Genomic DNA, 26,390 nt, shown 5'->3' on the forward strand with positions numbered 1-26,390 from the left:
TAAATAGTTTTCAACACTCATGTTAATAAGTTGATGACTGAAATATCTAGTAGAGAGAAACATTCTTCCGTAGGAAAGTTTAACTTTAAACTAATTTTATAAAAAAATTTGAACAACTATGCGCCAATATCTCGAATTGCTAGAGAAAGTGACTCAGGAAGGTAACCAAAAGGGTGACCGAACAGGAACCGGAACAATTAGTATTTTCGGTCATCAAATGCGATTCGACCTATCAGAAGGCTTTCCAGTACTTACCACCAAAAAGCTTCATTTAAAATCTATTATTCATGAGCTATTGTGGTTTTTGAATGGTGATACCAATGTCAAATATCTACAAGATAATGGGGTGAAGATTTGGAATGATTGGGCGGATGAGAATGGTGACCTCGGTCATGTTTATGGCTATCAGTGGCGCTCTTGGCCTAAAGCAAATGGCGAACATATTGATCAGATTTCTCAATTGGTAAATGATATAAAAAACAATCCGAATTCTCGTCGATTAATCGTAAGTGCCTGGAATGTAGCTGACATTGGAAATATGGCTTTACCTCCTTGTCATGCCTTATTCCAATTTTATGTGGCCGATGGGAAATTATCTTGCCAGTTGTACCAACGTAGCGCTGATATCTTTTTAGGTGTACCTTTTAATATTGCCTCTTATGCTCTACTTACAATGATGATGGCGCAGGTTTGTGGTTTGGAAGCGGGTGATTTTGTACATACACTAGGTGATGCTCATATTTACAATAATCATCTGGAACAAGTTGATTTACAATTGACCCGTGAGCCTAAGAAGCTGCCTCAAATGAAAATTAATCCTGATGTTAAAAGCATATTTGATTTTAAAATTGAAGACTTCAAACTGGAAAATTATGAAGCCGATCCTCACATTAAGGGAGCAATTTCAGTTTAATCACATTATAATTGTTAAATTGCTAAAGAGTTAGACTAAATAAGAGATTTGGGTTTATAGAGTTTGAGTTTTAGATCACAAATTCACCCATTCACTCATTAACTGACTTATACATTCACTAACCTATCTCTATCATGCCTATATCAATCATCGTAGCAACATCTCATAACAATGTTATTGGGAAAGATAATAAACTGATTTGGCGTTTGTCTGCCGATCTGAAACGATTCAAGGCTTTAACAACAGGACACCATATTATTATGGGTCGAAAAACATTCGATTCAATAGGGAAGCCACTTCCCGATCGTACCTCGATTATTATTACTCGTCAGGCAGATTATAAAGCAGAAGGATGTATTGTGGTGAATTCTTTGGAAGAAGCTCTTGCTAAAGTTCCTGCCGAACAGGAAGCTTTTGTCATTGGTGGTGGAACAATTTATAAAGAAGCTATCGAGAAGGCAGATAAACTGTATCTAACATTGGTACATGGCAAATTTGATGGCGATACATTCTTTCCTAAGTTAGATTCAAAAATGTGGGGAAGTTTAAAACGTGAGGATCATATGCCAGATGCTAAAAATGAGCATGCTTATTCTTTCATCGATTACGAAAAGAAATAAAAAACTCAAAATACTAAAAACAAAAAAGTCTGGTGATTCACCAGACTTTTCTTGTATATAGAAAAATAGCTTAAGCTATTCTTAAGTGCTTCATATTTGTTATTTCCAATTTACCAGCTGCGTATTCCGCATCAATGTTAACTGTTTTTTCATCCGAACTTGGTAATTCAAACATGGCATCCATCATGATCGCTTCGCAAATTGAACGCAAACCACGTGCACCTAATTTGTATTCCAAAGCCTTATCAACAATATATTCCAAAGCAGATTCGTCGAAAGTCAATTCAATATCATCAATACTAAACAATTTATTGTATTGCTTAATGATTGAGTTTTTAGGCTCAGTTAGAATATTTCTAAGAGCTTGACGATCCAATGGCTCCAAATAAGTTAAAACTGGCAGACGGCCAATAATTTCAGGAATTAAACCAAATGATTTTAAATCCTGTGGAGCAATATATTGTAAGAAGTTTTCCTGGTCAACTTTCTCTGCAACTTTACTTGCATTAAAACCAACAACAGCCGTATTTAATCGCTGAGCGATTTTACGCTGAATACCATCAAAAGCACCTCCACAAATGAAAAGTACATTTTTAGTATTTACAGGTATCATTTTTTGATCAGGATGTTTACGACCGCCTTGTGGTGGAACATTAATAATAGATCCCTCAAGCAATTTTAATAAACCTTGCTGTACACCTTCACCTGAAACATCACGAGTAATTGATGGGTTATCGCTCTTACGTGCGATCTTATCAATCTCATCGATAAATACAATCCCTTTTTCAGCAGCCTCTACATCGTAGTCTGAAGCTTGTAAAAGACGTGTTAAAATCGATTCTATATCTTCACCAACATAACCGGCCTCAGTTAGAACAGTTGCATCAACAATCGTGAATGGAACATGAAGCATTTTGGCAATCGTTTTTGCCAAAAGCGTTTTACCTGTACCCGTTTCACCAACTAGAATGATATTTGATTTCTCAATTTCAATCTCCTCATCATCATCTTCCTGAAGCAATCTTTTGTAATGATTGTAAACAGCAACCGAAAGGTATTTTTTAGCTGCATCCTGTCCAATCACATACTGATCCAAGAAGGCTTTGATTTCTGTTGGTTTCAATAACTGAAGCTCGTTCAAGTCAAGATCAGAATTGGTTTTAGCCTCTTCTTTAATAATCTCGTGTGCCTGATCGATACAACTATCGCAAATGTGACCACTGATTCCCGCAATTAAAAGATTGGTATCTTTTTTATCTCGCCCACAAAATGAACATTTATCCATAAGTAAAATATAGTCTTTTAGCTTGCCGATGTCAGATATTAAACATCATTAAACCAAGTTGTTTACAATTAAATAAGTCATCGGATTCTCAAAACACGATTCCTTCTTATATTAGAAATGCAAAGTTAAGCATTTTAAGCTAAACTCTGCATTTCCAAGATTTTTAAGATTTTTCAAGCCTTATTTCTTTGGCTCTCGTATCAATATTTCGTCGATCATACCATATTCTTTAGCCTCTTGAGCAGTCATCCAGTAGTCACGATCAGAATTTTTCTCAACTGTATCGAAAGGCATTCCTGAATGATCAGAGATAATAGTATAAAGTTCTTTCTTCAACTTCATAATCTCACGAGCAGTAATTTCAATATCAGAAGCCTGACCTTGTGCACCACCCATTGGTTGGTGAATCATTACACGTGAGTGCTTTAGTGCAGAACGTTTACCTTTTTCACCAGCAGTTAACAAGACAGCACCCATTGAAGCAGCCATACCTGTACAAATTGTAGCAATATCACAATTGATATACTGCATAGTATCATAAATACCTAAACCTGCATGGACAGATCCTCCAGGGGTATTAAAATAGATTTGAATATCCTTTGAAGGGTCAGTAGACTCAAGGAATAAAAGTTGAGCCATGATTACATTTGCTACATAATCATCGATTGGCACACCCAAAAAGATGATTCTATCCATCATCAAACGTGAAAATACGTCCATAGAAGCAACATTCAACTGACGTTCCTCTATAATGGTAGGAGAAATGTACGAGTTACTGATAGAGGTATATTTATCTAGCGAAAGACTACTAATGCCTCTGTGCTGAGTCGCAAATTTTTTAAATTCGTCTTGTGGTATCATAGGATGAATATATTTTATTTGGGCTTTGGTTGGCAAGATCCTTCCAAAACAAAAGACTATTATTTGATGTACAAAATCAACATTTAAGTTTAGCTAAATTAGCTAAAAAAATTGCTTTTATAAACATCTGTTGAGCAAAATGCTGAATAAAAAACAACCACGCTCAAAAAAAGAGCGTGGTTGCAAATGTATTTATTCTATAAATGCTTATTCAAACATTTTGTTGAAATCTTCAGTAGAAACTTCTTTGTCTTCTACCTTAATTGTGTTTTTAAGGTACTCAACAACTTTTTCATCTAATTTACGATCCCAGATTTTTCTAGCCTCGTCTTTATTTTCTAGCATCTGCTTAGCATAGTTAGTCAAGTACTCTTCTGGTACTTCCATCATGCCATACTGCTGAAATTGCATTAAAGCTTGCTTCTTAGCAAATTCTACAACCTCTTCTTCACCTACTTTAAGATCGTTATCTTTTACTAACTTATCTTTGATCAACTGCCATCTGATATCATCAGAATAGTTTTCGAAATCGCTTTCTACTTGCTCAGCTGTCATTTCTTTATTAGTAGCAGTAATCCATCGTTTCAAGAATGGAATAGGAAGATCAATTTTAGCTTTCTTAACCAATTTAGCTTTTGAATCGATTAAGAATTTGTAATCGCTATCGTTAACCAATTGAGCTTCGATATCAGCTTTAATTTGGTTTTTGAATTCTTCTTCGTTAGCAACTTTTCCTTCACCAAATACTTTGTCGAATAACTCCTGATTCATTTCAGCAGGAATAAACGTAGAAATATTAGTGATTGTATATTGGAAATCAGATTCAAGAGTCTCAGCCATTTCTGGAGCAATACCCAACATAGAAGCTAAATCAGTTCTATTTGGGAATGCCTTAGCAGGATTGAAAGTAATAATCTGGTTTACGTTAGCACCTACGAATTTTGCTTTAGACTCTTCGTCCTTCATATATTCCAATGAAATAGCAACATCTTCGCTTACGATACCATCTTCAACAAGATTTCCTTCAGCATCAAGTTGTGCAAAGTTACCTTTAAGGATTTCTTTATCTTCAATAACTTCAGCGTCTTTATTAGAACCAAAACGACGAGCGTGCATATCTACACCATTCTGAATCATTTTCTCATCAACTGCAATTTTAAAGAAGTTGATTTTATCTCTTTTACTTAGGTTAAGAGTATAAGCAGGAGCCATAGCAATGTCGAATACGAATTCGAACTCAGTATCTATTTCCCAGTTGATACTCTTCTGCTCAGTCTCATTTGGAAGAGGCTCGCCTAAGATATCCAATTTATTTTCCTCGATATATTTGTAAAGCTCTTGACCAAGAATTTTATTTACTTCATCAGCTAAAACAGGAGTACCATACATTTTTTTGATTAAACCCATTGGCACTTTACCAGGGCGAAAACCATCAATACTTGCTTTTTTACGTTGTTCCTTAAGCACAGAGTCAACTTGACTCGCATAATCTTCCTTTACTAACTGTAATTTAATTACAGCATTCAAATCATCAGTGTTGGTTCTTGTGATATTCATTTTTTAGCTATTAGAATGATAAAACCCTTTAAATTACAAAAACCGCCACAAACATGATGTTTTCACATCTTCAGCTGGGCGGTTTAAGGTTATTCTCTGTAGTGCGGATGAAGGGACTCGAACCCCCACGCCTCTCGGCACTAGATCCTAAGTCTAGCGCGGCTACCAATTACGCCACATCCGCGGGTTAATTGCGGTGCAAATATAAACGTCTTTTTTAACTTGTGCAATAGTAATTTTGAAAAAACTGAATATTTTTTTCAAGACATTTTTTAAGTCATTAAATATCAAACAAACATCTTCAAAAAAAAGATAGTCTAAAGTTCGTTTTAAGTCTATTTTGTTTGTCTTAATTCAAAATTCTTTCCCAAATACACTCGGCGTACATCTTCATCATTGGCTAATTCTTCAGCCGTACCCGATTTTAGAATATTACCTTCGAATAATAGATAAGCTCTTTCAGTAATTGAAAGGGTTTCCTGAACATTGTGGTCAGTAATCAATATCCCAATATTCTTATCTTTTAGTTTACGAACAATATCTTGAATATCTTCAACCGCAATTGGATCGACACCAGCAAAAGGCTCATCCAAAAGAATAAATTTAGGTTTGATAGATAAAGCACGAGCAATCTCAGTTCTTCTTCGTTCTCCACCAGAAAGCTGAATACCTAAACTTTTGCGAATTTTCTGAAGACTGAATTCGTTCAGCATTTCTTCCAATCGCTGCTCTTGATATTCTTTAGTGAAGTCAGACATTTGCAAAACAGCCATAATATTGTCTTCAACACTTAATTTACGGAAAACAGAGGCTTCTTGAGCTAAGTAACCAACTCCCATTTGAGCTCTTTTATAAACAGGCTCTTTGGTAATTTCTCTATCGTCAAGAAAAATTCTTCCACCATTGGGTTTAATCAATCCAACAATCATATAGAATGATGTCGTTTTACCCGCACCATTGGGTCCCAGTAATCCAACAATTTCTCCTTGCTTCACTTCTACCGATACACCTTTAACAACTGTACGGCTTTTATATTTCTTTACTAAATTTTCAGCTCTTAAAATCATAAGAATTCTTTAGGTTTTGTCCCCGAGTTGTGCAAATATATGAAACTGTTGGCAATAGTCTTAGGCTGATATGTTAATATATCTTTTCAAAATCAAGTTCATCTCTAGAAAGTCATCTGAAACATGGCACGAATACCAAATTCTTCAAAATCCTGATTTGGATTTGGCTCCAAATGGTTCAATCTCCACATGGCATCAACACGGAAAAATTTGAAAATATTTTCAATTCCAACGCTGGCTTCAAAATAGGGATCTTCTACGTCTGACAAACCTTCAGGAAAAATCATCGCAGCTTCACTATTTGCCAAAGAACCATTATTCTTATCGGATAAGGTTCCCCACAAGCCTTTAGCTGTAACAACAGAACGCCACTTTAGCTTTTTGAACAAAGGAATTCGATTCAAAATAAAACCCTGAAAATGATGTTCCAATGATAAGCTCACGTACTGATCACTGGCAAACTCAAAATAATTCATCATATTATACGCATAAGGATCAAAAGCATACGTCTCGTTCCCTTCATGCAGAGATAATAATGGATATGGAACCTTACCAAACAACTTAGAAGCTGTTGCTAAATAGCGTAATTTTCCTAATGGGGGTAATTCAATTGTCTGATTAACACTTAAATCAGCTTTAAAATATTCATGATTGCTCCCCAATAAATCCTTCACTCCCATTGTCAAATAAAGATTCACAATAGGCACGGGTCCTCCAAAATGAACTCTTTCGAATTCTCCCATCACCACCTTTTCATTCCTTGTCCATCGCGTTCTAAGTTCAATTTCGGAAGATTTGATTCCTCCTATTTGGTCGCCATTAGGTGAAACAAAAGGAACAATTGGAGTAGGTGAAATATCACGGTAACGAAACTTCAGAGTATTTATAAAGCCCTGAAACCATTCCTTTTCGTAATGCGCCTCAAACTGATTAAGCATGGTTAGCTTATTGTTTGGGTTCCTCTTTAATAAAGAAGCCAGAATATTTCCTTCGGTGAAAGCATTCGGACTCTTTCCTAGCTGATGAATATCATGCTTCCACTGCATTCCAAAAGTCTCACGAGGCAGTTTATTTATCATGTATAAGAAACCCAAGCCATACTTAAAGCGATTATCTTTATCACCATAAGCAAGATGTGCATTATACATGACTTTCGTGCTAAAATCATTAGATGTTCGTCCTCCAAACATAAAACGATTTCCTTCAATCTCATTAAATGAGTAGAGCTTATAATAAGGACCATATTCAAAATTACCTTTCTCATAATAACCTGTCACAAAAGTTTGGATAACATCAAAGATAGTTCGATACAAAGGAACATTCTGAATGGAATCAACCATGGAATAAATCCCCGATTCTCGTTGTGATAGTTTAAAAGGGCGAGCATTATCCCAAAAGGAGGCCTCTTTACCTAGTGCATCATCATTGACAATAACATTATTCTCAAGCTTGACTATCTCTTTACGAATTGGCACGTTCAACTTCACATCACGATATGAAATCGTTTTTCTCCCAAAAAACCCCATACTAGCAGTGGAGTCCCTATCCGTCAACATAAAGTCAACAAATAAATTCTGCTTTTTCAAAAACCAGGTCGAATCATTTACCTTCTGATATTCATTCGTACTTACCAAATCTTTCACCCAATTCAGGTTAACATCTTTAGTAATACGCATTTTCATAATATCAATAGCAAATGTCGTATCTGCCACCCAAAAATCACCTACAAAACAAGGATCCAATTTCCTTTTAGGCTTAAATGACATATGGTAAGACCAATTTCCGTCACGGTAAGCACTATCGGTTAAATAATACTTGTAATAACTCAAGCCTCCATCTGCAATAGGACTCACGAATCCCTTATTAAATAGATCTATAAAGTTATCGTAGATATTAATATTCTGATGCAACTGCCCTGTAAACTGAGCTAAACTTGCATTATCCTCTATACCCGACATTTGAGATGCTTTAATAACTTCTCGCTCAAGCTTAGGACTTTTTCTATAATAATAATCAGATAGAGATTCGGTAATAAAAACAGGTAAATAAGACTTCCCAGTCACAACAGAAGTATCGACATAATCAAAAACAAACTGAAACTGACGCATGATTTTTTTGTTCTTAAAATCATCACCAATATTATTTAAGTCCATTTCCATTTTCGTATAAGTCTCATATTGGTAAGACTCTAAACGTGCCGGATTATTCTTCTTTTTGCGTGCAATAATCTTCCTCAAAAGAATATGAGCTGGATTCTCTCCTGGTAATACTCTAATCTCCTGTAGGGAAACAGCTTCGGAGTGCAGTTCAATATTTAGAGTTTGAAAAGTTCCTTTTTGAATTTTTAAAGCTCTCCCTTTATACCCCACAAAAGAAATATGCAGAGAATCAGTAGGGGTACGAGTTTCAAGGAAATAATTCCCATCAAAATCTGTAGTCGTACCAATAGTTGTCCCCTTAAAAGCAATATTAACAAATGGTAATGGTTCTTGAGTTTTGGCATCTACAACTTTTCCTCTAAGCTTTGTAACCTGAGTAAATGCAGACTGGCTTATTCCTACCCCCATAAGAATAAACAATAGCAATACTAATCCTTTAAATAATTTCAGCATGTATACATTAATAGGTTAACATGAATGATGAATCTTGTAATTTAAGAAAAATCCCTAACATTATTAGGGATTCAAAATTAACACTAAATTCTTCCTGATAGAAAAAACTAATCTATACAAGTTTTATTGCGTAGAAGGTTTATTCGAATGCTTTAGCCTGCTGTTTTTGAATACGCTTAGAAATACCAATTCCTACTTCATATAAAACCAATAGTGGCAGACAAACCAAAACCTGTGAGAAAATATCTGGAGGTGTAATAATGGCCGATAAAATCAGGATTAATACGATTGAATGCTTTCGGTATTTTTTCAGAAATTCGGGACTTACCAAACCAATCTTACTCAGGAAAAAGATAAGAACAGGCAACTCAAAAATGACACCACTGGCCAATACAATAGAAGTGATGGTAGAAATGTAGGAGCTTAGACTAATCTGGTTCAACACCTGAGATGACACATTATAAGATCCTAAGAAATGTACAGACAAAGGTGTAATCACATAGTAACCAAAAGCAACCCCAAGCGCAAATAAGAAACTGGTGTAAAAAATAGATCCTCTTGCGTGTTTCTTTTCTGTTGAATACAAAGCGGGTCTTACGAAGCGCCAAAATTCAAAAAACAGATAAGGGAAACCTGCGATAAAACCAATAATCAAAGAAACAGAAATATGCATTGCAAACTGCCCAGCCATATTAATATTAATCACTTGAAAAGGCTTGGTATTAATCTTTAATGATTCAATTCCCGTATAATCAGCAAACAGAGCAAACATCCTATTGGTAAAGAAGTCAACGTTCTTAGGAGCTAATATAATTTCATCAAAAATAATATCATAAAATACAAAGGCTGCAATAGCAAAAACTAAAACGGCCAACACTGCACGAATTAGGTGCCAACGTAATACTTCTAAATGACCTAGGAAACTCATTCCCTCTTCTTCTTTCTCTGACATATTAAAACCAATTACAATTAAAGACTATATAATTTGTGATTAAATGACACCAATCTACACAATACCTTCTTTCAAAATATCATGAAGATGAACTAAACCAATATATTTTTCACCTTCACAAACAACCAATTGAGTGATGCTATTTTTCTCCATCAAATGGAAAGCATTAATTGCCAATTCATCTTCCCCAATTGTTTTTGGTGATACCGACATGATATCTTTTGCCTTAAGAGGCTTAACATCCTCATACTGCTGCATCATTCTACGTAAGTCACCATCAGTAATTATACCTAACAGCTTATTTTCACCGTCGACAACAGCTGCTGCACCCATTCTTTTTGAAGAAATCTCAAGTATAACCGAACGAATATCGTCATTTATTTTTACTCGAGGAGCAATTTGTTTAGCGATAAGATCATGTACACGTAAATATAACTTTTTGCCTAAGGCACCACCCGGGTGATATTTTGCAAAATCTTGAGAACTAAACTGACGACTTTCAAGCAATGACACTGCTAAAGCATCACCAATCACCAACTGTGCAGTCGTTGAATTGGTTGGTGCTAAATTATTAGGACAAGCCTCTTTATCAACCACAGCTTTAAGTACGAAATCTGATTGTTTTGCTAAGAATGAATCCAAACCAGCAACCATGCCCACTAAGACATTTCCCATGTTTTTGATCAATGGTGCCAAAACCTTGATTTCTGGCGTATTTCCGCTCTTGGATATACAAATAATGATATCATCAGGCCTAATCATACCTAAATCGCCATGTATGGCATCAGCCGCATGCATAAACATGGATGGTGTGCCTGTAGAGTTTAAAGTTGCAACTATTTTGTTAGCAATATTTGCACTCTTCCCTATTCCAGTCACAACAACACGCCCCTTGCTTTCCAAAATAAGTTCAACAACTTTTGCAAAATCATCGTCAATATAATCAACTAGTTGACTAATGGTTCTTGCCTCCTCTTGAATTGTATTTATTGCTATTTGTTTTATCTTATCCAGTGAATTCAAAACTTATCAGTATTAAATTATTAATGTTCTATACGTCCCTAAATTATTGATAAAATCAGAAGAAAAGTTAAAAGCTGTTAAAACACTTTAACTTTTTGTTTTATTCAAATGTTTATCTAAATTTAAAATACAAAAGTATTCATTTATTGAATAAAAAAGACTGAACTGAGGTAAAAATCACACCTTTAAAAGCTAAATCTGCAAAACTTTTTTATTAGCTTCGCAGGTTCTCAGCTATAATAAAATAAGCAACGAATAATATTGAGATTATTTTTCACTATTGGCACGAAGAATTCTTCTGCACAAAAAAAATGATCTTATATATATATTTAATGACAACAAATTACAGAAGATGAAAACGGAGTTTGAGCTAGTTAGTCATTTAAAAAAGAATTTTGGTTTTGACACTTTCAAAGGAAGTCAAGAAGAAGTTATAATTAATGTCCTTAACGGTAATGATAGTTTTGTATTAATGCCTACTGGTGGAGGGAAGTCACTCTGCTACCAGTTGCCGGCTATGATGTCGGAAGGGACTGCCATAATTATTTCTCCACTAATCGCCTTGATGAAAAATCAGGTCGATGCTATGAGAAATTTTAGTGAAGATGATGGCGTTGCGCATTTCATGAATTCATCTCTTTCGAAATCTGCAACACTAAAGGTGAAGGAAGACGTGATTGAAGGCAGAACCAAGCTATTATATGTTGCTCCAGAATCACTTACCAAAGAAAGTAATATTGAATTTCTTAAGAATATCAAGATTTCTTTCTACGCAGTAGACGAAGCACACTGTATTTCGGAATGGGGACATGATTTCCGACCTGAATACCGCAAAATTAGACCTATTGTTGAAGAAATTGGGAAAGCTCCGATCATTGCACTAACTGCAACGGCAACTCCTAAAGTTCAACATGATATACAAAAAAACCTTGGCATGCTAACTGCCAAAGTCTACAAATCATCCTTCAACCGTCCGAACCTTTACTATGAGGTTAAACCTAAAGTTGATGCTACAAAAGAGATTATCAAATTTATTCGCAAGAATGAAGGTAAATCTGGTATCATCTACTGTTTAAGTAGAAAAAAGGTTGAAGAACTAGCAGAATCACTTCAAGTCAACGGAATTAACGCTGTTCCTTACCATGCAGGTATGGATTCTGCGACACGATCGGGCAACCAAGATAAATTCCTGATGGAAGATATCGATGTCGTAGTTGCTACTATAGCATTTGGTATGGGAATCGACAAACCCGATGTCCGTTTTGTGATACACTACGACATTCCAAAAAGTTTAGAAGGCTATTATCAGGAAACAGGTCGTGCTGGTAGAGATGGTGGAGAAGGACACTGCTTAACTTTCTATAGTTATAAAGACATACAGAAGCTCGAGAAGTTTATGCAAGGTAAACCAATCGCAGAGCAAGAAATCGGGAAACAACTTCTTTTAGAAACCGTTTCCTACGCTGAATCAGCTGTTTGTAGACGAACCGTCCTACTTCACTACTTTGGAGAATCACATACTGAAGAAAATTGTGGAAGTTGTGACAATTGCTTACATCCTAAAAAAGAATTCCAAGGCGGAGAATTTGTGGTTAAAGCTCTTAATGTTGTCAAAACTGTAAAGGAGAGATTTAAAATTGATCACCTTGTCAACATTCTAACTGGAGAATCCAATTCATCTACAAAATCGTACAAACACGACGAGCTAGAAATTTTTGGTTGCGGTAAAGATAAAGATCGACATTTCTGGAATATGGTATTCCGCCGTTCTCTAATCAATCTGTTTATTGAAAAAGATATTGAGCAATATGGCGTTATCAAAATCAAGAAAGAAGGTCATAAATTCCTAGAAAACCCAACACCTTTCTTGCTTACTGATGACCATGATTTTGAAGGGTCAGATACAGACGCACCAAAGGCTGCAAGCACAGCAGCTGTTGATACGATTCTTTTAAAAATGCTTAAAGATCTTCGTAAAAAAATATCTAAGGTGAAAAATACACCTCCATACGTTATTTTCCAAGATCCATCTCTTCAGGACATGGCTATTCACTACCCTATAAACATTGAAGAAATGTCGCACATTCAGGGTGTTGGTGCTGGAAAAGCAAAGCGTTTTGGGAAAGAATTTGCAGATTTGATTTCCAAACATGTTGAAGAGAATGATATTGAACGTGCTCAAGATATGGTTGTAAAATCAATCGCTGACAAATCTAAATTTAAGGTTTTTATCATTCAAAGTGTTGATAGAAAAATGGATCTTGAAGACATTGCCGATGCTAAAGGAATGGTATTCCACGACCTTCTAAGAGAAATGGATGCCATTGTTTATTCGGGAACCAAACTTAATATCAACTATTATATTGAAGAAATTATTGACGAAGACAGACAAGAGGAAGTTTTGGAATACTTCAACGAAGCTGAAACGGATAATATTGAAGAAGCTCTCGATGAATTGGGAGAAGAAGATTACTCTGAAAATGATATTCGCTTACTAAGAATAAAGTTCCATACTGAAAATGGACTCTAAATAAAACTAAAGCTATCTCAAATGAGGTAGCTTTTTTTTTCTTCTGCCTATTTCTTACAAAATAACATTTACCCGATAATTGGAGATCGCTTAAAAACTTTACGATCATCAAAAAGTTTGCGATAAGTGATATGGGTTTTATAAATCGATGCACCTATATGGTCCATCATATGCATCATTCGAGGGTTAAAATCGCCAATCCAATTCATCTCAAGCGTTTCAAACGGGAACTTTGAATTAAAACCCTCTTTAGAAAATTGATAAATCATAGCAGCATCAATTCCTTTAGATTGGAAGGCAGGCACCACACCGAATATCAAACCCATAGCATTCTTATTCTTCTTGATATATTTATAATGTAGAAATTTCAATTTCCCCATCAACCCAAACTGACCATCTAAGCCGTTTAAAACCTCATTCATATCTGGAGTCATGACAAAAAAGCCAATCGGTTCATCCTTATAATAAGCAAACCAAAGCAACCTTTCATGTAAGATAGAGCTAAGAGAATCGAAGGTCTCTACAGCTTGCTCCTCTGTCATAAAATCAACACCGGGAATAGTCGATACCCAAGCTTCATTATAAATATGCACAAAGTCTCGAATAAACTTCGATTTATACTTTTTATTAAAACAGACAATAGAATAATCAGGATTGCGCTCAATTCGCTTTGCTTTCCATGCAATCACCTCACTTAAACTATCGGTTGAAAAGAGGGTTTTATAGGTATATTGTTCGAAGTAAGTTTTAAAACCATACGATTCGAAAAGGGTTTTATAATAGGATAATGAATATGGCATATTGTATAACGGTCTATGAAAACCATCAACCAACAAACCCCACCATTGATGACGCTCACCAAAATTTATTGGCCCATCCATAGCTTCGATACCTTGGCTCTTGAGCCACGTCACACAGGTATCAAAAAGAATATAGGCTGCTTTCTTATCATCAATACATTCAAAGAAACCCATCCCCCCTGTAGGTTGATCACTTAAATCACGCGTTTTATTATCAACAAAAGCAGCAACACGACCTACAGTATGTCCATTTGAGTTTTTCAAAATCCAACGACTGCAAGTACCTCGTTGGAACATTTTATTTTTCTCTGGATCAAAAACATCCTCAATGTCACTATCCAGAGGTCGAACCCAGTTCGGCTCGTTTTTATATAAACGCACAGGCAGTTCCAAAAAATCCACCTTAGATAGCTGACCATCTACCTCTGCTATTTGAAACATCACATCCATATAAACTTATTGATGATTTTAGTTTAAGATTTTCTTGCGATTAACAATAGGCAGCGCAATTACTGAAAGTGCTCCAAGAATAATAATCATTGCAGTTTGAGAACCATGAACAACTAATGCAAAACTTCTGGATAACTTTTCAATATCTGGAGTAGTTGGTAAATAAATCAAGAGTGTACCAATAACCATAAAGTGCCATGCTCCTATACCTCCTTGAACAGGTGCAACCATGCCAAAACTACCCATCACAAAAACAGTAAGTCCGGCTAAAGCAGGCAAGTTTGAAGTGAATCCAAAACTAAAAAAACAAATATAAGTCATCATGTAATACATCACCCATATGAATATAGTATGCAGTACAAACGACAACTTATTATCCAATTTACGAATCGCTCTAAATCCATCCATAAAATTCCCAAGCGTGAACATGATCTTTTTATAAAATAGGGTGTGCTTAAACTTCTTTCTGAAAACAAATACTGCCAATGCAATAACAATCATTACATACATTGTAATTGAGGAAGCAAAAACAGCAGATAACTTAGAACTAACTTGTGGGTTACGCGTCATAAAATCAGACAAAACATCAAATTGGGTAACCATTGTTAGAAGTAATAACAACAAAAGCATAACAATATCAAGTGCTCTTTCCAAAACGACAGTACCAATTAACTTTGAGAATGACACGTCTTCGTATTTACTGATAACGCCACAACGAGATATCTCTCCCATTCTGGGTAAAGCTAAATTTGCGAAATAACCAACCATTACAGCCAAAAAAGTATTGGCAAAACGTGGCTTTTTACCTAATGATTCTATCAACATATTCCATCGAATCGTACGGCTAATATGGCTCAATAGTCCAAAAGTAAGAGAAGCTAGAATCCATAAATAGTTAACGTCATTTTTTAGAATTTCAAATATCTCACTGGTATCTTGTCCTCTATAGATTAACCAAAATAAAAAGGCACTTATAGAAAAGAAAATTAGGAACTTTATGCTTTGACTCAATGTTTTCTTCAATGTGTAATGTTTTTGTACAACGTTATTTTTCTAGAACCTTTGATTACTTTATCCATTTTCGAGCAATAAAAATCTCAATCTGATCGAATCTTCAATCAAATTGAATTTTTACGAGCTGAAGTATTGCTGAAATAAGCAAATCTTGTTTTTCTTGTCAATGATTTTTAAATTTTCAACAAGTAAACCCTGTTCTTATGGTATTTAGTTCTAAATTTGCCGTAATTCACGACAGGTGAACCGCAAAAATAATGAAATGTTTGTAAAATACTTTGGTTTTTTAACCTAAGAATGGAAGCCCCTGTTAAAAAAGTATTGAAGACCTGAATATGGGACACGTTAGAGCAAAGAAAAGATTAGGTCAACATTTCTTAAAAGATTTAAATATCGCTAAGAAAATTGTTGACAGTTTAGATGGAGAGCAAATAAACAAAGTATTGGAAATAGGCCCAGGAATGGGTGTTTTGACTCAATACCTTATACCCAATAAAAATTTCGAAACACATGTAGTCGAAATTGACACAGAATCAGTAGCCTATTTAAAAGAAAACTATCCAGAACTTGATGGTCGAATTATAAGTGAAGATTTTCTGCGATTTGATTTATCAAAATTATTCGATGAACCTTTTTCTATAATCGGTAATTTCCCTTACAATATTTCGTCTCAAATCTTCTTTAGAGTTCTTGATTACAGAGATCATATACCTGAAGTTGTTTGTATGATTCAAAAAGAAGTAGCAGAACGCATGAGTGCAAAGCCCAGCTGCAAAGCCTACGGTATTTTAAGTGTATTGATGCAGGCTTTCTACAATATTGATTATCTTTTCACGGTTGGCCCTGAAGTTTTCAATCCACCGCCAAAGGTTAATTCTGGCGTGATTCGCATGAGTCGAAACACCACTACACATCTAGACTGCAATGAGCCTTTATTTATCCGAATTGTTAAGACTGGCTTCAATCAACGTCGAAAAACGCTGAGAAACTCCCTTAAAAGTCTACTCGGCGATCTAAAACTCGAGGATGACATCATGGGACAAAGACCCGAGCAACTTACTGTTCAGGAATTTGTAGAACTAACTAATAAAATTGATGCACTTCTAGCAAAATAAATTCATTATTCTAGACTCGAGGATGCTTCTCAAAAATTGAGTTTCTATTACTTTATCAACTATTTAATTATATTAGATGCTAAAGTCAATAGTCATACGATCGTAACTTTTAAACAAAAGCCTATTTTCATATAAGCGATTAAGATATTCTGCGTCATGTTAGAATGTAGAATATTCATCAATATGTCAATATTCATTTAGATCTATGCCTTAAGGAAATTCGTCACACACTCAAAAAATAAGATGTTATGCATTTCGAATTAACTCGCGAATACATCGATGATCTAAGAAAACTTATAGATCAGAAAAATGAGGCCGAAACAAAAGCTAAAATCGATGATCTGCATGCAGCTGATATTGCAGATATTTTAGACGAATTAAATACCGAAGAAGCCATATATATATTTCTCCTTCTAGATGGTGATACTGGTGCGGATGTTCTTTCTGAAATTGAAGAAGATGACAGAAAGCGCTTTATCAATGTTCTTCCTATCGAGGTCATAGCTAAGAAATTCATCGATCATATGGATTCTGATGATGCTGCCGATCTTATTGGTGGTCTTTCAGATGAAAAACAAGAAGAAATTCTTTCTCATATTGAGGATATTGAAACAGCTGGAGATATTGTGGACCTTCTACATTACGATGAAGACACGGCCGGTGGTTTGATGGGGAAAGAGTTGGTCATCGTTAACGAGAACTGGACCGTTCTTACCTGCCTTCGTGAACTTAGCCGTCAAGCTGAAGATATCGATGAAATCTACTATGTTTATGTTGTAAATGATGACGGAAAACTAATAGGAACACTTTCGCTTAAGAAAATGATTCTGAGTCCTACATCAGCCCGAATCGTTAATATATATGAACCAGATGTCATGTCAGTTCATACAGACGAATCTGATGAAGAAGTTTCTCGTATTATGGAGAAATATGACTTGGTAGCTCTTCCCGTAGTTGATAGTATTGGTCGACTAATGGGACGAATCACCATTGATGACGTTGTAGATGTCATTCGTGAAGAAGCTGAAAAAGATTATCAAATGGCATCAGGTATCTCTGAGGATATTGAATCAAATGACTCCATTTGGCTACAAACAAGAGCACGTCTCCCATGGCTTATTATTGGCTTAATGGGTGGTATTTTTGCTGCGATGGTTATTTCCACACACGAAAGTAGCTTAGCAGGCACACCTGCACTTGCTTTCTTTATTCCTCTAATTACCGCAATGGCTGGTAATGTTGGAGTTCAGTCATCAGCAATCATTGTACAAGGTATTGCAAGTAATTCTCTGGGTATTGAAAGTACATTTAGTCGTTTAATGCGTGAGCTTGGAGGAGCCCTAATTAACGGTTTAACCTGTTCTTCTTTATTATTCTTATGTAATTACTTCTACAGTGACTCATTCGCATTAACAGTGTCTGTTTCTGTAGCATTATTTGCCGTTATCATCTTTGCCGCAATAACTGGAACTATCATTCCTTTAATGCTCCATAGAGCAAAAGTTGATCCTGCACTGGCAACTGGCCCCTTTATAACAACATTAAATGATATTGTTGGGCTATTTATCTACTTATCGATTGGGGCTTATTTTTATAGCATCGTTTAATCACAGAATATTTCATTCTAGTCTATCAAAATGTATTTTGACAGACTAGGGTGATTATATCATGTCACCACTACACAGCTTACTCAAGCTACTTTTCAATGATATTTCAAGTGGATTATTAGCATATTCTACCTTAAAAAAGCAGCATAAATCCAAAGACTTAATTCTTCCTCAACCTACTCTTCTACAGAGAGAAAAAAAATTCTCAAAATTTGAACAAAAAAGCTCTATTTATAAGACTTATTTTTTAGGCTTTTTCTTAACTTTGCGTGAAACTAATTCGATTTGCGTAAAACCCTACGTGATAGTTCTTTAGAACAATCGGGATAGCTTGAAAATTATTTTGCTGTAAAATTAATTTTCTACACACATAAATTACCCCAAAAAAAGAATCATGAAAAGAGCTCTAATCAGTGTTTTTGATAAAACAAATGTTGTTGAATTTGCTAGAGAACTAGACAAGCTAGGATGGGAAATCATTTCTACTGGTGGGACTTCTGCTAAATTTAAGGCCGAGGGAATTCCAGTCATGGATATTTCAGATTTAACTCAATTCCCAGAATGTTTTGATGGTCGAGTAAAAACACTTCATCCTAACGTTGAAGGTGGAATTTTAGCTATTCGCGATAACGAGATGCATCAGAAACAGATGAAAGAACTAGGTATTGAAGCTATCGACATTGTCGTTTGTAACCTATACCCTTTCAAACAAACTATTTTAAATCCAGAGGCTGGTCACGAAGAAATTATCGAAAATATCGATATAGGTGGACCAACTATGCTTAGAGCTGCTGCAAAAAACTACAAATTCGTTTCAGTAATTACTGATCCTAAAGATTACGATACTGTTATTGCAGAACTTAAAGAAGGTGGCGATACAAGTATCGAAACTAAAGAAATTTTAGCAGCTAAAGTATTTCAACATACAGCACACTACGATGCTTTAATATCGAACTATTTCAATACAAAGCTGGATATCAAATCTCCAGATACGATTACTTTAACTTACGAGAAGAAGCAAGATCTTAGATATGGTGAAAATCCACATCAGAAAGCAAGTTTCTATGCTCAAATTAAAGAGACTGAAGGCACACTTACTGCGGCCAACAAAATTCATGGTAAGGAACTTTCTTATAATAACATTGGCGATACAGATGGAGCGCTTGAAACTCTTAAAGAATATTCGGAACCAACAATTGTAGCAGCAAAACATGCTAACCCTTGTGGAATTGGTAGTGCTCCAACAATTGATGAAGCGTTCAAGAAAGCTTACGAAGCAGATCCTGTTTCAATCTTTGGTGGTATCATTGCTTCAAATCGTGAAATTGATGCTGCTACGGCTGAAATCATGAGCTCGATTTTCCTTGAAGTTATTGTTGCTCCTTCATACAGTACTGAAGCATTGCAAATATTAACTAAGAAAAAGAATTTAAGATTATTGGAACTTCCAGAAATCTTAAAAACTGGATATTCAACCTTCAAAGCACGTACTGTTTTAGGCGGATTATTAATTCAGGAACAAGATCAGATATTAATTAACGATGAGTTGAAAGTTGTAAGTGAGCGTCAGCCATCAGAAAGTGAAATGGAAGATCTAATGTTCGCATGGAAAGCAGTAAAACATGCCAAATCGAACGGTATTGCTATTGCCAAAGACAAAACTACAACGGGCGTAGGTCCAGGACAAGTTAGTCGTATTTGGGCTTTAGAAAATGCAATCCGTCAGGGTGGTGAAAACATCAAAGGAAGTGCAATGGCATCGGATGCTTTTTTCCCTTTCGGCGACTGTGTTGAAGCTGCCAACGAAGCTGGAATTACTGCAATTATCCAACCTGGAGGCTCTATTCGTGATCAAGAATCCATCGATTTAGCTAACAAGTATGGTATTGCTATGGTATTTACAGGCATGCGTCACTTTAAACATTAAAATTATAATCAGATTCTTTGTTTCGAGCAGTGTATTAATCCTAATAAACTTGCTAACTTAGGATGCTTCTATACTTAGAGGACAAAGTTCTGATAATATAAAAACAGATAAAACCGAGATACAAACGACTATATGGGATTTTTTTCATTCATGACACAGGAAATTGCCATCGACCTGGGAACGGCAAACACAATCATCATTTGTGATGACAAGATTGTGGTTGACGAACCTTCGATTGTTGCAATTGACCGACGCACCGAGAAAATGGTGGCTATTGGCGAGAAAGCACGCCAAATGCAAGGTAAAACTCACGACAACCTTCGTACTATACGTCCCTTACGCGACGGAGTAATTGCAGACTTTAATGCTGCCGAACAAATGATTCGTGGGATGATCAAAATGATCAACAAGAAGCCACGTTTATTTCCTCCTTCACTAAGAATGGTAATTTGTATCCCATCTGGAAGTACCGAGGTTGAACTTCGAGCTGTTCGTGACTCTTCGGAGCATGCGGGAGGTAGAGATGTCTATATGATTTATGAACCAATGGCAGCAGCTATTGGTATCGGAATTGATGTTGAAGCCCCTGAAGGAAATATGGTCGTAGATATAGGAGGTGGTACAACTGAAATTGCAGTTATCTCACTTGGAGGTATTGTTACCAATAAATCAATTCGTATTGCTGGTGATGATTTAACTGCTGACATTCAGGAGTACATGCGTCATCAACACAATATTAAAATTGGTGAACGAACAGCTGAGGACATCAAAATCCATGTTGGATCTGCTCTTTCTGAATTAGAAGATCCACCAAATGATTTCCGTGTGCAAGGACCAAATCAGATGACTGCTCTTCCGATTGAAATACCAGTTTCTTATCAGGAAATCGCTCACTGCCTTGAGAAGTCAATTTCTAAAATTGAGATTGCAATCTTAAGTGCATTGGAGCAAACACCTCCTGAATTGTATTCTGATATTGTAAACCATGGAATTTATCTTGCTGGAGGTGGCGCACTGCTTCGTGGTCTTGATAAACGTTTAATGAACAAATTAAACATTCCATTCCATATTGCTGAAGATCCTTTGAGAGCTGTAGCAAGAGGAACAGGTGTCGCACTTAAAAATGTGAACAATTTCTCATTCCTAATGAGATAAAAAAAGATAGCAAATGGTTTGATTCGATATCATTTGCGAGTTATAGCTTATTGGTTAGTTGAGAAATCGACTAATCAATAAGCATAAATCAAAAACCGCTTACCCCCATAAAATTGAATGAAGAATCTAATACAAATCATTGTCAGATTTCATTTCACAATTCTATTTCTAATAATAGAATTGGTTTGTTTTTTACTAATTGTAAATAACAACAACTATCACAAAACAGTATTCCTAAACTCTAACAATGCCATAAGCGGAGGCATTTACGACAAAGTAAATTCTTTTACAGATTACGTTAGGTTGACTAAAATTAACGATCAGTTAAGTAACGATAATACTTTGCTTCACAATTTATTATCCGAAAACTACAAGTTAAATGCTGACTCATTTTTCTTTTACAATGATTCACTCTTCAAACAGCAGTTTGTTTATCGTTCAGCAAAAGTGATTAACAATTCAATAAACAAACAACGAAATTACATTACCCTAAACAAGGGTAGGAATCAAGGAATTAAACCAGAAATGGGAGTTGTGGCCAACAATGGCGTTGTTGGTATCATAAAATCAGTATCAGATAACTACTCTACTGTTCTTTCACTCCTGAATAGCAGATTGAAAATATCCGCTAAAATTAAAAAGAACAATCACCATGGATCACTTTATTGGGATGGTAAAGATTACCGTAGAGCAAGATTAATTGAAATCCCATCTCACGTTGATATCAAACTTGGTGACACAATAACAACTAGTAGTTTTTCTTCCGTTTTTCCAGAAGGATTGTTGATTGGGACTGCTGACGAAATTTTACCTTCCTCAGGTGGAAACTTCCGTGAAATTATTGTCTTGCTAAATAACGATTTCAATCAACTATCCTATGTTGATGTGATTGGGGATTTATTGAAAAACGAACGATTAGAACTAGAGAAAGAAGTTGAAAAATGAATTTTATAGTTAAAAATATTATCCGATTTATAATACTAATCTTACTTCAGGTTACTGTTTTTAATAACATTCAGCTGAGTGGTTTCATCAACCCCTATCTGTATGTTCTATTCATTCTACTACTCCCTTTTGAAACACCACCCTGGCTTTTACTAGTTTTGTCATTCATTATGGGACTCAGCATCGATGTTTTCTCTAATACCATTGGCATTCACGCTTCAGCTTGTGTTTTCATGGCCTTCATAAGACCTTTTGTATTAAACTACATTTCTGTTCGAGACAATTATGAATCTGATATTGAACAAGGACTGTATGTTTACGGATTTTCATGGTTTTTTAAATATGCCCTTATCCTAATTCTTGCTCATCATAGCTTCCTATTCATAGTTGAGGTTTTTTCTTTTAACAACTTTGGTGACACATTAATCAGAATCATACTCAGTAGTATCTTTACTTTAATACTTGTCCTCACAAGTCAATTTATCATTTCAAAAAAATAAAATTGTCTGAACAGATATGAATAACTATTCAAACCGAAGATTTATTATTGGAGGCATCTTTGCCTTTGTTATTCTAATATTCTTAATCAGACTCATCAACCTTCAAATTGTCAACGATCAGTACAAGTTGTCAGCTGAGAGCAATTCTCAACGAAGAGTAACTCAATATGCAGCACGTGGTTTAATCTACGATCGAAATGGTGAGCTTCTGGTATACAATCAAGCAGCTTACGATGTGATGATTATACCACGTCAGGTTAAAACATTCGACACTCTAGATTTTTGCTACCTGGTTGGTATTAATAAAGAAGATATTATTCGAAGAATAAAGAAGGCAAAAAAACACTCCAGGTATCGTTCTTCAATTTTCATCAAACAGTTATCATCAGAACGATATGCTGTTCTACAGGAAAAACTGTATAAATATCCTGGCTTTTTTGTTCAAACTCGTACACTTAGAAAATACCCTCACCATAACGCAGCACATACTTTAGGTTATCTGGGTGAGGTCAATGATAGACACATCAAAAGAGACAAATACTACACTCAAGGTGATTACATAGGCAAAAGTGGACTTGAGAACACATACGAATCCGTATTACGAGGCGTAAAAGGACTGAAAGTTTATTGGGTCGATGTTTACAACAGAATCCAGGGGTCTTTTCACGATGGCGACCTGGATAGAAATGCTGTGGAAGGGCAAAATATAACAACTACTTTGGATATTGACTTGCAAGAGTATGGTGAAGAACTCATGCAAAACAAAAAAGGAGGTATTGTTGCTATTGACCCCAAAACAGGTGAAATACTTGTAAAACTATCAAGTCCCGGTTACGATCCAGAAATGTTTGTGGGTAGAGCCATGTCGAAAAACTACCGTAAACTTGCCAATAACGATACACTCAGACCTTTATTCGATCGATCCATGATGGCCACCTATCCTCCTGGCTCAATTTTTAAACTTATAAATGCCCTTATTGGCCTTCAGGAAGGAATTATAACACCCAAGACACGAATCAAATGCCATAATGGCTACCACGCTGGCCGTTTTACTATGCGCTGTCACCCTCACAAATCTCCTCTCGATTTAAAAGAATCAATACAGCACTCCTGCAATGCCTATTATGCTCAAACATTCCGTAACATTCTGGATGCGCCACGTTTTGGATCAACAAGCAATGGCTACACAAATTGGAAAAAGCATGTTAATTCTTTCGGTTTTGGAACTAAGCTAGGCACAGATCTACCCAGTGAACTAACAGGATTTGTTCCCAAAGCGACTTATCACGCTAAAAGAAACAAAACTAAAAACTGGAGATCTCTTAATATTGTTTCAATGGCCATTGGTCAAGGCGAGCTTTCAATTACACCATTACAAATGGCGAATATGGTTTCATGTATTGCCAATAGAGGTTATTATTACATTCCACATATTGTAAAATCAATCGGTAAAGATGAAAATATCGATCCTAAGTTTTTAAAAAAGCAACATACAACAATAGATCCAAAATATTATGATCCAGTAATTGAAGGCATGGATATGGTCGTTCATGGCGGTGAAGGTAGTACAGGTCGATCTGCAGCGATAAAAGACATACGTGTCTGTGGTAAAACAGGAACTGTGGAGAATCCACATGGAGACGATCATTCTGTTTTCGTGGCCTTTGCTCCAAAAGATGATCCAAAAATAGCCATTGTTGTTTATGTAGAAAATGGCGTATGGGGATCAAGGTATGCAGCACCAATTTCTGGTTTGATGATTGAAAAATATCTAAAAGGTGAGATTTCTAAAAACAAGAAATATTTAGAGAAAAGAATGCTCGAAGCCGATTTGATCAACATTAAGGAAGACACGAAAGACGAATAGAGAAAAGAATTGTAGCTATGAATAGAAGAGTAAGCCTGATTAAAAACCTCGATTGGATGACCGTTATGCTTTATGCTATATTGGTATTCTTAGGATGGATAAATATATATGCTGCTGTTTATAACGAAGATCATCAAAGTATTTTTGATGCGACACAGCGCTACGGGAAACAATTGATATGGATTGGAGCTGCATTTTTCATCGCCATCATCATTCTCACAATCGAAAGTAAGTTCTATTCCGCTTTTGCCTATCCCACTCTCATACTCATGATTCTGCTTCTCTTAGCTGTTTTAGTATTTGGAGTAAAAGTAAACGGAGCCCGTTCATGGTTTCAACTTGGTTCTATTCGATTTCAGCCCGCTGAGTTTGCAAAATTCGCGACCAATCTCGCAATAGCCAGATATCTAAGCCAGCACAATTTTAAAATTCATAAAATTAAATCACTGTTCATTACTGGACTTATACTCTTTACTCCGGCTGTACTAATTTTAATGCAAAACGATACAGGATCAGCCTTAGTCTATTCTGTTTTTATACTAGTTCTTTACAGAGAGGGCTTATCTGGATTTGTTTTATTACTAGCCTTACTAGCAGCCATTTTCTTTATATTTACGCTTATATATTCGAGTTTTACCGTCGCTATTCTAATCGTTATTATAGCTGCAATAAGTTTGAAGATGATTGGTATTCATATCAAACAAATTGCGATAGCATTTGCCCTGCTTGCGGGTAGTTTTGGAACCTTGTGGCTGATCAATAAAGGAACAGGCTTACAACTGGGGAATTTCTCTCTGCTTGTAAGTTCCATGATTCTAAATGCGGCTCCTTTTCTTCTCTACTCATATCGTAATAAAATTAAAAATGCAGCCCTTGTTCTTTTATTAGTTATCGGAAGTTTATTCTACACCTTTTCGGTTAGCTATATTTTTAACCGTATTTTGGAGCCTCACCAACAACAAAGAATTAATGAACTCTTAGGTATCCAATCCGATCCATATGGTGCTGGATACAACGTTAATCAATCTAAAATTGCAATTGGTTCAGGCGGTTTCAACGGAAAAGGCTTTTTAAATGGAACGCAAACAAAATTCAACTTCGTTCCTGAACAAAGTACCGATTTTATATTCTGTACAGTTGGTGAAGAATGGGGCTTCTTAGGATCTGCTCTTGTACTTATATTGCACTTAAGCCTCATCTTACGTCTTATTTTCTTAGCAGAAAGGCAACGTTCGAGCTTTAGTCGAATATATGGCTATGGTGTAGCTTCCATCCTATTTTTTCACATTGCAGTAAATGTAGGTATGACAATTGGACTAGCACCTGTTATTGGAATCCCTCTGCCCTTTTTTAGCTATGGAGGTTCATCTCTGTGGTCTTTTACTATTCTACTCTTTATCTTCCTTAGATTGGATGCCAATAGGCTAGAACTACTAAGATAAATCCTGAGGACATTTGGGTTCTCTTATCCTATGAATCATGAAACAGAGCCAAAGTTTATAATGTTAGCATTTCGCATTCTTGCATCAGCTTTAAAACCACCTTCAGTTTAATCGTTTGTCAACACTCAGCTATATTTAGAATCAGGTG

General features: G+C 35.7%; 20 protein-coding genes and 1 tRNA gene. 11 read left to right on the forward strand and 10 right to left on the reverse strand.

Translation table 11 applies throughout. The features are described from left to right. Positions 1–118 precede the first annotated feature (118 nt). Together ACXR6G_RS03590 and ACXR6G_RS03595 are read left to right on the forward strand one after the other, a co-directional pair. Entirely contained in the window at positions 119–913 is a 795-nt protein-coding gene (locus tag ACXR6G_RS03590) for a thymidylate synthase (RefSeq protein WP_458360032.1), read from the forward strand. A 134-nt stretch (positions 914–1,047) separates the two neighbouring features. After that, the gene (locus tag ACXR6G_RS03595; RefSeq protein WP_458360033.1) at positions 1,048–1,533 is read left to right on the forward strand and encodes a dihydrofolate reductase; all 486 of its coding nucleotides are present in this window, start codon (positions 1,048–1,050) and stop codon (positions 1,531–1,533) included. 70 nt (positions 1,534–1,603) lie between these two features. On the opposite strand, the gene clpX is transcribed toward ACXR6G_RS03595, so the two are convergent. The 8 genes from clpX to ACXR6G_RS03635 form a co-directional block, all read right to left on the reverse strand. Next, complete coding sequence (gene clpX / locus ACXR6G_RS03600; protein ID WP_458360034.1) at positions 1,604–2,818, reverse strand: ATP-dependent Clp protease ATP-binding subunit ClpX; 1,215 nt, start codon at positions 2,816–2,818, stop codon at positions 1,604–1,606. A 180-nt stretch (positions 2,819–2,998) separates the two neighbouring features. Continuing rightward, positions 2,999–3,679, reverse strand: a complete 681-nt coding sequence (gene clpP, locus ACXR6G_RS03605; protein ID WP_458360035.1) for an ATP-dependent Clp endopeptidase proteolytic subunit ClpP — start codon at positions 3,677–3,679, stop codon at positions 2,999–3,001. Between the two features lie 207 nt (positions 3,680–3,886). Then, the gene (tig, locus tag ACXR6G_RS03610; RefSeq protein WP_458360036.1) at positions 3,887–5,236 is read right to left on the reverse strand and encodes a trigger factor; all 1,350 of its coding nucleotides are present in this window, start codon (positions 5,234–5,236) and stop codon (positions 3,887–3,889) included. A gap of 102 nt (positions 5,237–5,338) precedes the next feature. After that, positions 5,339–5,420, reverse strand: a tRNA-Leu gene (locus tag ACXR6G_RS03615). A 151-nt stretch (positions 5,421–5,571) separates the two neighbouring features. Then, positions 5,572–6,303, reverse strand: a complete 732-nt coding sequence (gene lptB, locus ACXR6G_RS03620; RefSeq protein ID WP_458360037.1) for an LPS export ABC transporter ATP-binding protein — start codon at positions 6,301–6,303, stop codon at positions 5,572–5,574. A 104-nt stretch (positions 6,304–6,407) separates the two neighbouring features. Then, the gene (locus ACXR6G_RS03625; RefSeq protein ID WP_458360038.1) at positions 6,408–8,915 is read right to left on the reverse strand and encodes a DUF5686 family protein; all 2,508 of its coding nucleotides are present in this window, start codon (positions 8,913–8,915) and stop codon (positions 6,408–6,410) included. Positions 8,916–9,054: 139 nt separating this feature from the next. Beyond that, a complete protein-coding gene (gene tatC, locus ACXR6G_RS03630) occupies positions 9,055–9,867 on the reverse strand; it encodes a twin-arginine translocase subunit TatC (protein ID WP_458360039.1) in 813 nt (270 codons plus the stop codon). Positions 9,868–9,921: 54 nt separating this feature from the next. After that, positions 9,922–10,890 carry a KpsF/GutQ family sugar-phosphate isomerase gene (locus ACXR6G_RS03635; RefSeq protein WP_458360040.1) on the reverse strand — a complete coding sequence of 323 codons (969 nt, stop codon included), beginning with the start codon at positions 10,888–10,890 and terminating at the stop codon, positions 9,922–9,924. Positions 10,891–11,242: 352 nt separating this feature from the next. Between ACXR6G_RS03635 and recQ the strand changes: the two genes are divergently transcribed. Continuing rightward, entirely contained in the window at positions 11,243–13,420 is a 2,178-nt protein-coding gene (gene recQ, locus ACXR6G_RS03640) for a DNA helicase RecQ (RefSeq protein ID WP_458360041.1), read from the forward strand. Between the two features lie 68 nt (positions 13,421–13,488). Here recQ and ACXR6G_RS03645 read toward each other — a convergent pair whose 3' ends face one another. Then, complete coding sequence (locus ACXR6G_RS03645) at positions 13,489–14,661, reverse strand: hypothetical protein (protein WP_458360042.1); 1,173 nt, start codon at positions 14,659–14,661, stop codon at positions 13,489–13,491. A 27-nt stretch (positions 14,662–14,688) separates the two neighbouring features. After that, positions 14,689–15,693, reverse strand: coding sequence for a lysylphosphatidylglycerol synthase transmembrane domain-containing protein (locus tag ACXR6G_RS03650; RefSeq protein ID WP_458360043.1), 1,005 nt, complete (start codon positions 15,691–15,693; stop codon positions 14,689–14,691). A 326-nt stretch (positions 15,694–16,019) separates the two neighbouring features. Here ACXR6G_RS03650 and rsmA point away from each other — a divergent pair, with 326 nt between their 5' ends. The 8 genes from rsmA to rodA all read left to right on the forward strand — a co-directional run bounded on the left by rsmA (position 16,020) and on the right by rodA (position 26,242). After that, positions 16,020–16,799 carry a 16S rRNA (adenine(1518)-N(6)/adenine(1519)-N(6))-dimethyltransferase RsmA gene (gene rsmA, locus ACXR6G_RS03655; protein ID WP_458360044.1) on the forward strand — a complete coding sequence of 260 codons (780 nt, stop codon included), beginning with the start codon at positions 16,020–16,022 and terminating at the stop codon, positions 16,797–16,799. 248 nt (positions 16,800–17,047) lie between these two features. Next, on the forward strand, positions 17,048–18,406 hold the full coding sequence (mgtE, locus tag ACXR6G_RS03660) for a magnesium transporter (RefSeq protein WP_458360045.1): 1,359 nt from the start codon (positions 17,048–17,050) through the stop codon (positions 18,404–18,406). Between the two features lie 394 nt (positions 18,407–18,800). Then, positions 18,801–20,333, forward strand: a complete 1,533-nt coding sequence (gene purH / locus ACXR6G_RS03665; RefSeq protein WP_458360046.1) for a bifunctional phosphoribosylaminoimidazolecarboxamide formyltransferase/IMP cyclohydrolase — start codon at positions 18,801–18,803, stop codon at positions 20,331–20,333. Between the two features lie 132 nt (positions 20,334–20,465). Further along, positions 20,466–21,488: a rod shape-determining protein gene (locus ACXR6G_RS03670; RefSeq protein ID WP_458360047.1), complete on the forward strand. Its 1,023-nt coding sequence runs from the start codon at positions 20,466–20,468 to the stop codon at positions 21,486–21,488. Between the two features lie 117 nt (positions 21,489–21,605). Continuing rightward, the gene (gene mreC, locus ACXR6G_RS03675) at positions 21,606–22,433 is read left to right on the forward strand and encodes a rod shape-determining protein MreC (protein WP_458360048.1); all 828 of its coding nucleotides are present in this window, start codon (positions 21,606–21,608) and stop codon (positions 22,431–22,433) included. After that, complete coding sequence (mreD, locus tag ACXR6G_RS03680; RefSeq protein ID WP_458360049.1) at positions 22,430–22,933, forward strand: rod shape-determining protein MreD; 504 nt, start codon at positions 22,430–22,432, stop codon at positions 22,931–22,933. The genes mreC and mreD overlap by 4 nt, the downstream gene beginning before the upstream one ends. A 16-nt stretch (positions 22,934–22,949) precedes the next feature. After that, the gene (gene mrdA / locus ACXR6G_RS03685; protein ID WP_458360050.1) at positions 22,950–24,800 is read left to right on the forward strand and encodes a penicillin-binding protein 2; all 1,851 of its coding nucleotides are present in this window, start codon (positions 22,950–22,952) and stop codon (positions 24,798–24,800) included. A gap of 17 nt (positions 24,801–24,817) precedes the next feature. Continuing rightward, positions 24,818–26,242 carry a rod shape-determining protein RodA gene (gene rodA / locus ACXR6G_RS03690; RefSeq protein WP_458360051.1) on the forward strand — a complete coding sequence of 475 codons (1,425 nt, stop codon included), beginning with the start codon at positions 24,818–24,820 and terminating at the stop codon, positions 26,240–26,242. Positions 26,243–26,390: the final 148 nt, after the last annotated feature.

The sequence above is a fragment of the Ancylomarina sp. YFZ004 genome (genome assembly GCF_054254355.1).

Excerpts from the sequence above, each read along its gene's own strand:
- ACXR6G_RS03590 (WP_458360032.1), top strand. The coding sequence starts at position 119 with ATGCGCCAATATCTCGAATTGCTAGAGAAAGTGACTCAGGAAGGTAAC.
- ACXR6G_RS03595 (WP_458360033.1), top strand. The coding sequence starts at position 1,048 with ATGCCTATATCAATCATCGTAGCAACATCTCATAACAATGTTATTGGG.
- clpX (WP_458360034.1), bottom strand. The coding sequence starts at position 2,818 with ATGGATAAATGTTCATTTTGTGGGCGAGATAAAAAAGATACCAATCTT.
- clpP (WP_458360035.1), bottom strand. The coding sequence starts at position 3,679 with ATGATACCACAAGACGAATTTAAAAAATTTGCGACTCAGCACAGAGGC.
- tig (WP_458360036.1), bottom strand. The coding sequence starts at position 5,236 with ATGAATATCACAAGAACCAACACTGATGATTTGAATGCTGTAATTAAA.
- lptB (WP_458360037.1), bottom strand. The coding sequence starts at position 6,303 with ATGATTTTAAGAGCTGAAAATTTAGTAAAGAAATATAAAAGCCGTACA.
- ACXR6G_RS03625 (WP_458360038.1), bottom strand. The coding sequence starts at position 8,915 with ATGCTGAAATTATTTAAAGGATTAGTATTGCTATTGTTTATTCTTATG.
- tatC (WP_458360039.1), bottom strand. The coding sequence starts at position 9,867 with ATGTCAGAGAAAGAAGAAGAGGGAATGAGTTTCCTAGGTCATTTAGAA.
- recQ (WP_458360041.1), top strand. The coding sequence starts at position 11,243 with ATGAAAACGGAGTTTGAGCTAGTTAGTCATTTAAAAAAGAATTTTGGT.
- ACXR6G_RS03645 (WP_458360042.1), bottom strand. The coding sequence starts at position 14,661 with ATGTTTCAAATAGCAGAGGTAGATGGTCAGCTATCTAAGGTGGATTTT.
- rsmA (WP_458360044.1), top strand. The coding sequence starts at position 16,020 with ATGGGACACGTTAGAGCAAAGAAAAGATTAGGTCAACATTTCTTAAAA.
- mgtE (WP_458360045.1), top strand. The coding sequence starts at position 17,048 with ATGCATTTCGAATTAACTCGCGAATACATCGATGATCTAAGAAAACTT.
- purH (WP_458360046.1), top strand. The coding sequence starts at position 18,801 with ATGAAAAGAGCTCTAATCAGTGTTTTTGATAAAACAAATGTTGTTGAA.
- ACXR6G_RS03670 (WP_458360047.1), top strand. The coding sequence starts at position 20,466 with ATGGGATTTTTTTCATTCATGACACAGGAAATTGCCATCGACCTGGGA.
- mreC (WP_458360048.1), top strand. The coding sequence starts at position 21,606 with ATGAAGAATCTAATACAAATCATTGTCAGATTTCATTTCACAATTCTA.
- mreD (WP_458360049.1), top strand. The coding sequence starts at position 22,430 with ATGAATTTTATAGTTAAAAATATTATCCGATTTATAATACTAATCTTA.
- mrdA (WP_458360050.1), top strand. The coding sequence starts at position 22,950 with ATGAATAACTATTCAAACCGAAGATTTATTATTGGAGGCATCTTTGCC.
- rodA (WP_458360051.1), top strand. The coding sequence starts at position 24,818 with ATGAATAGAAGAGTAAGCCTGATTAAAAACCTCGATTGGATGACCGTT.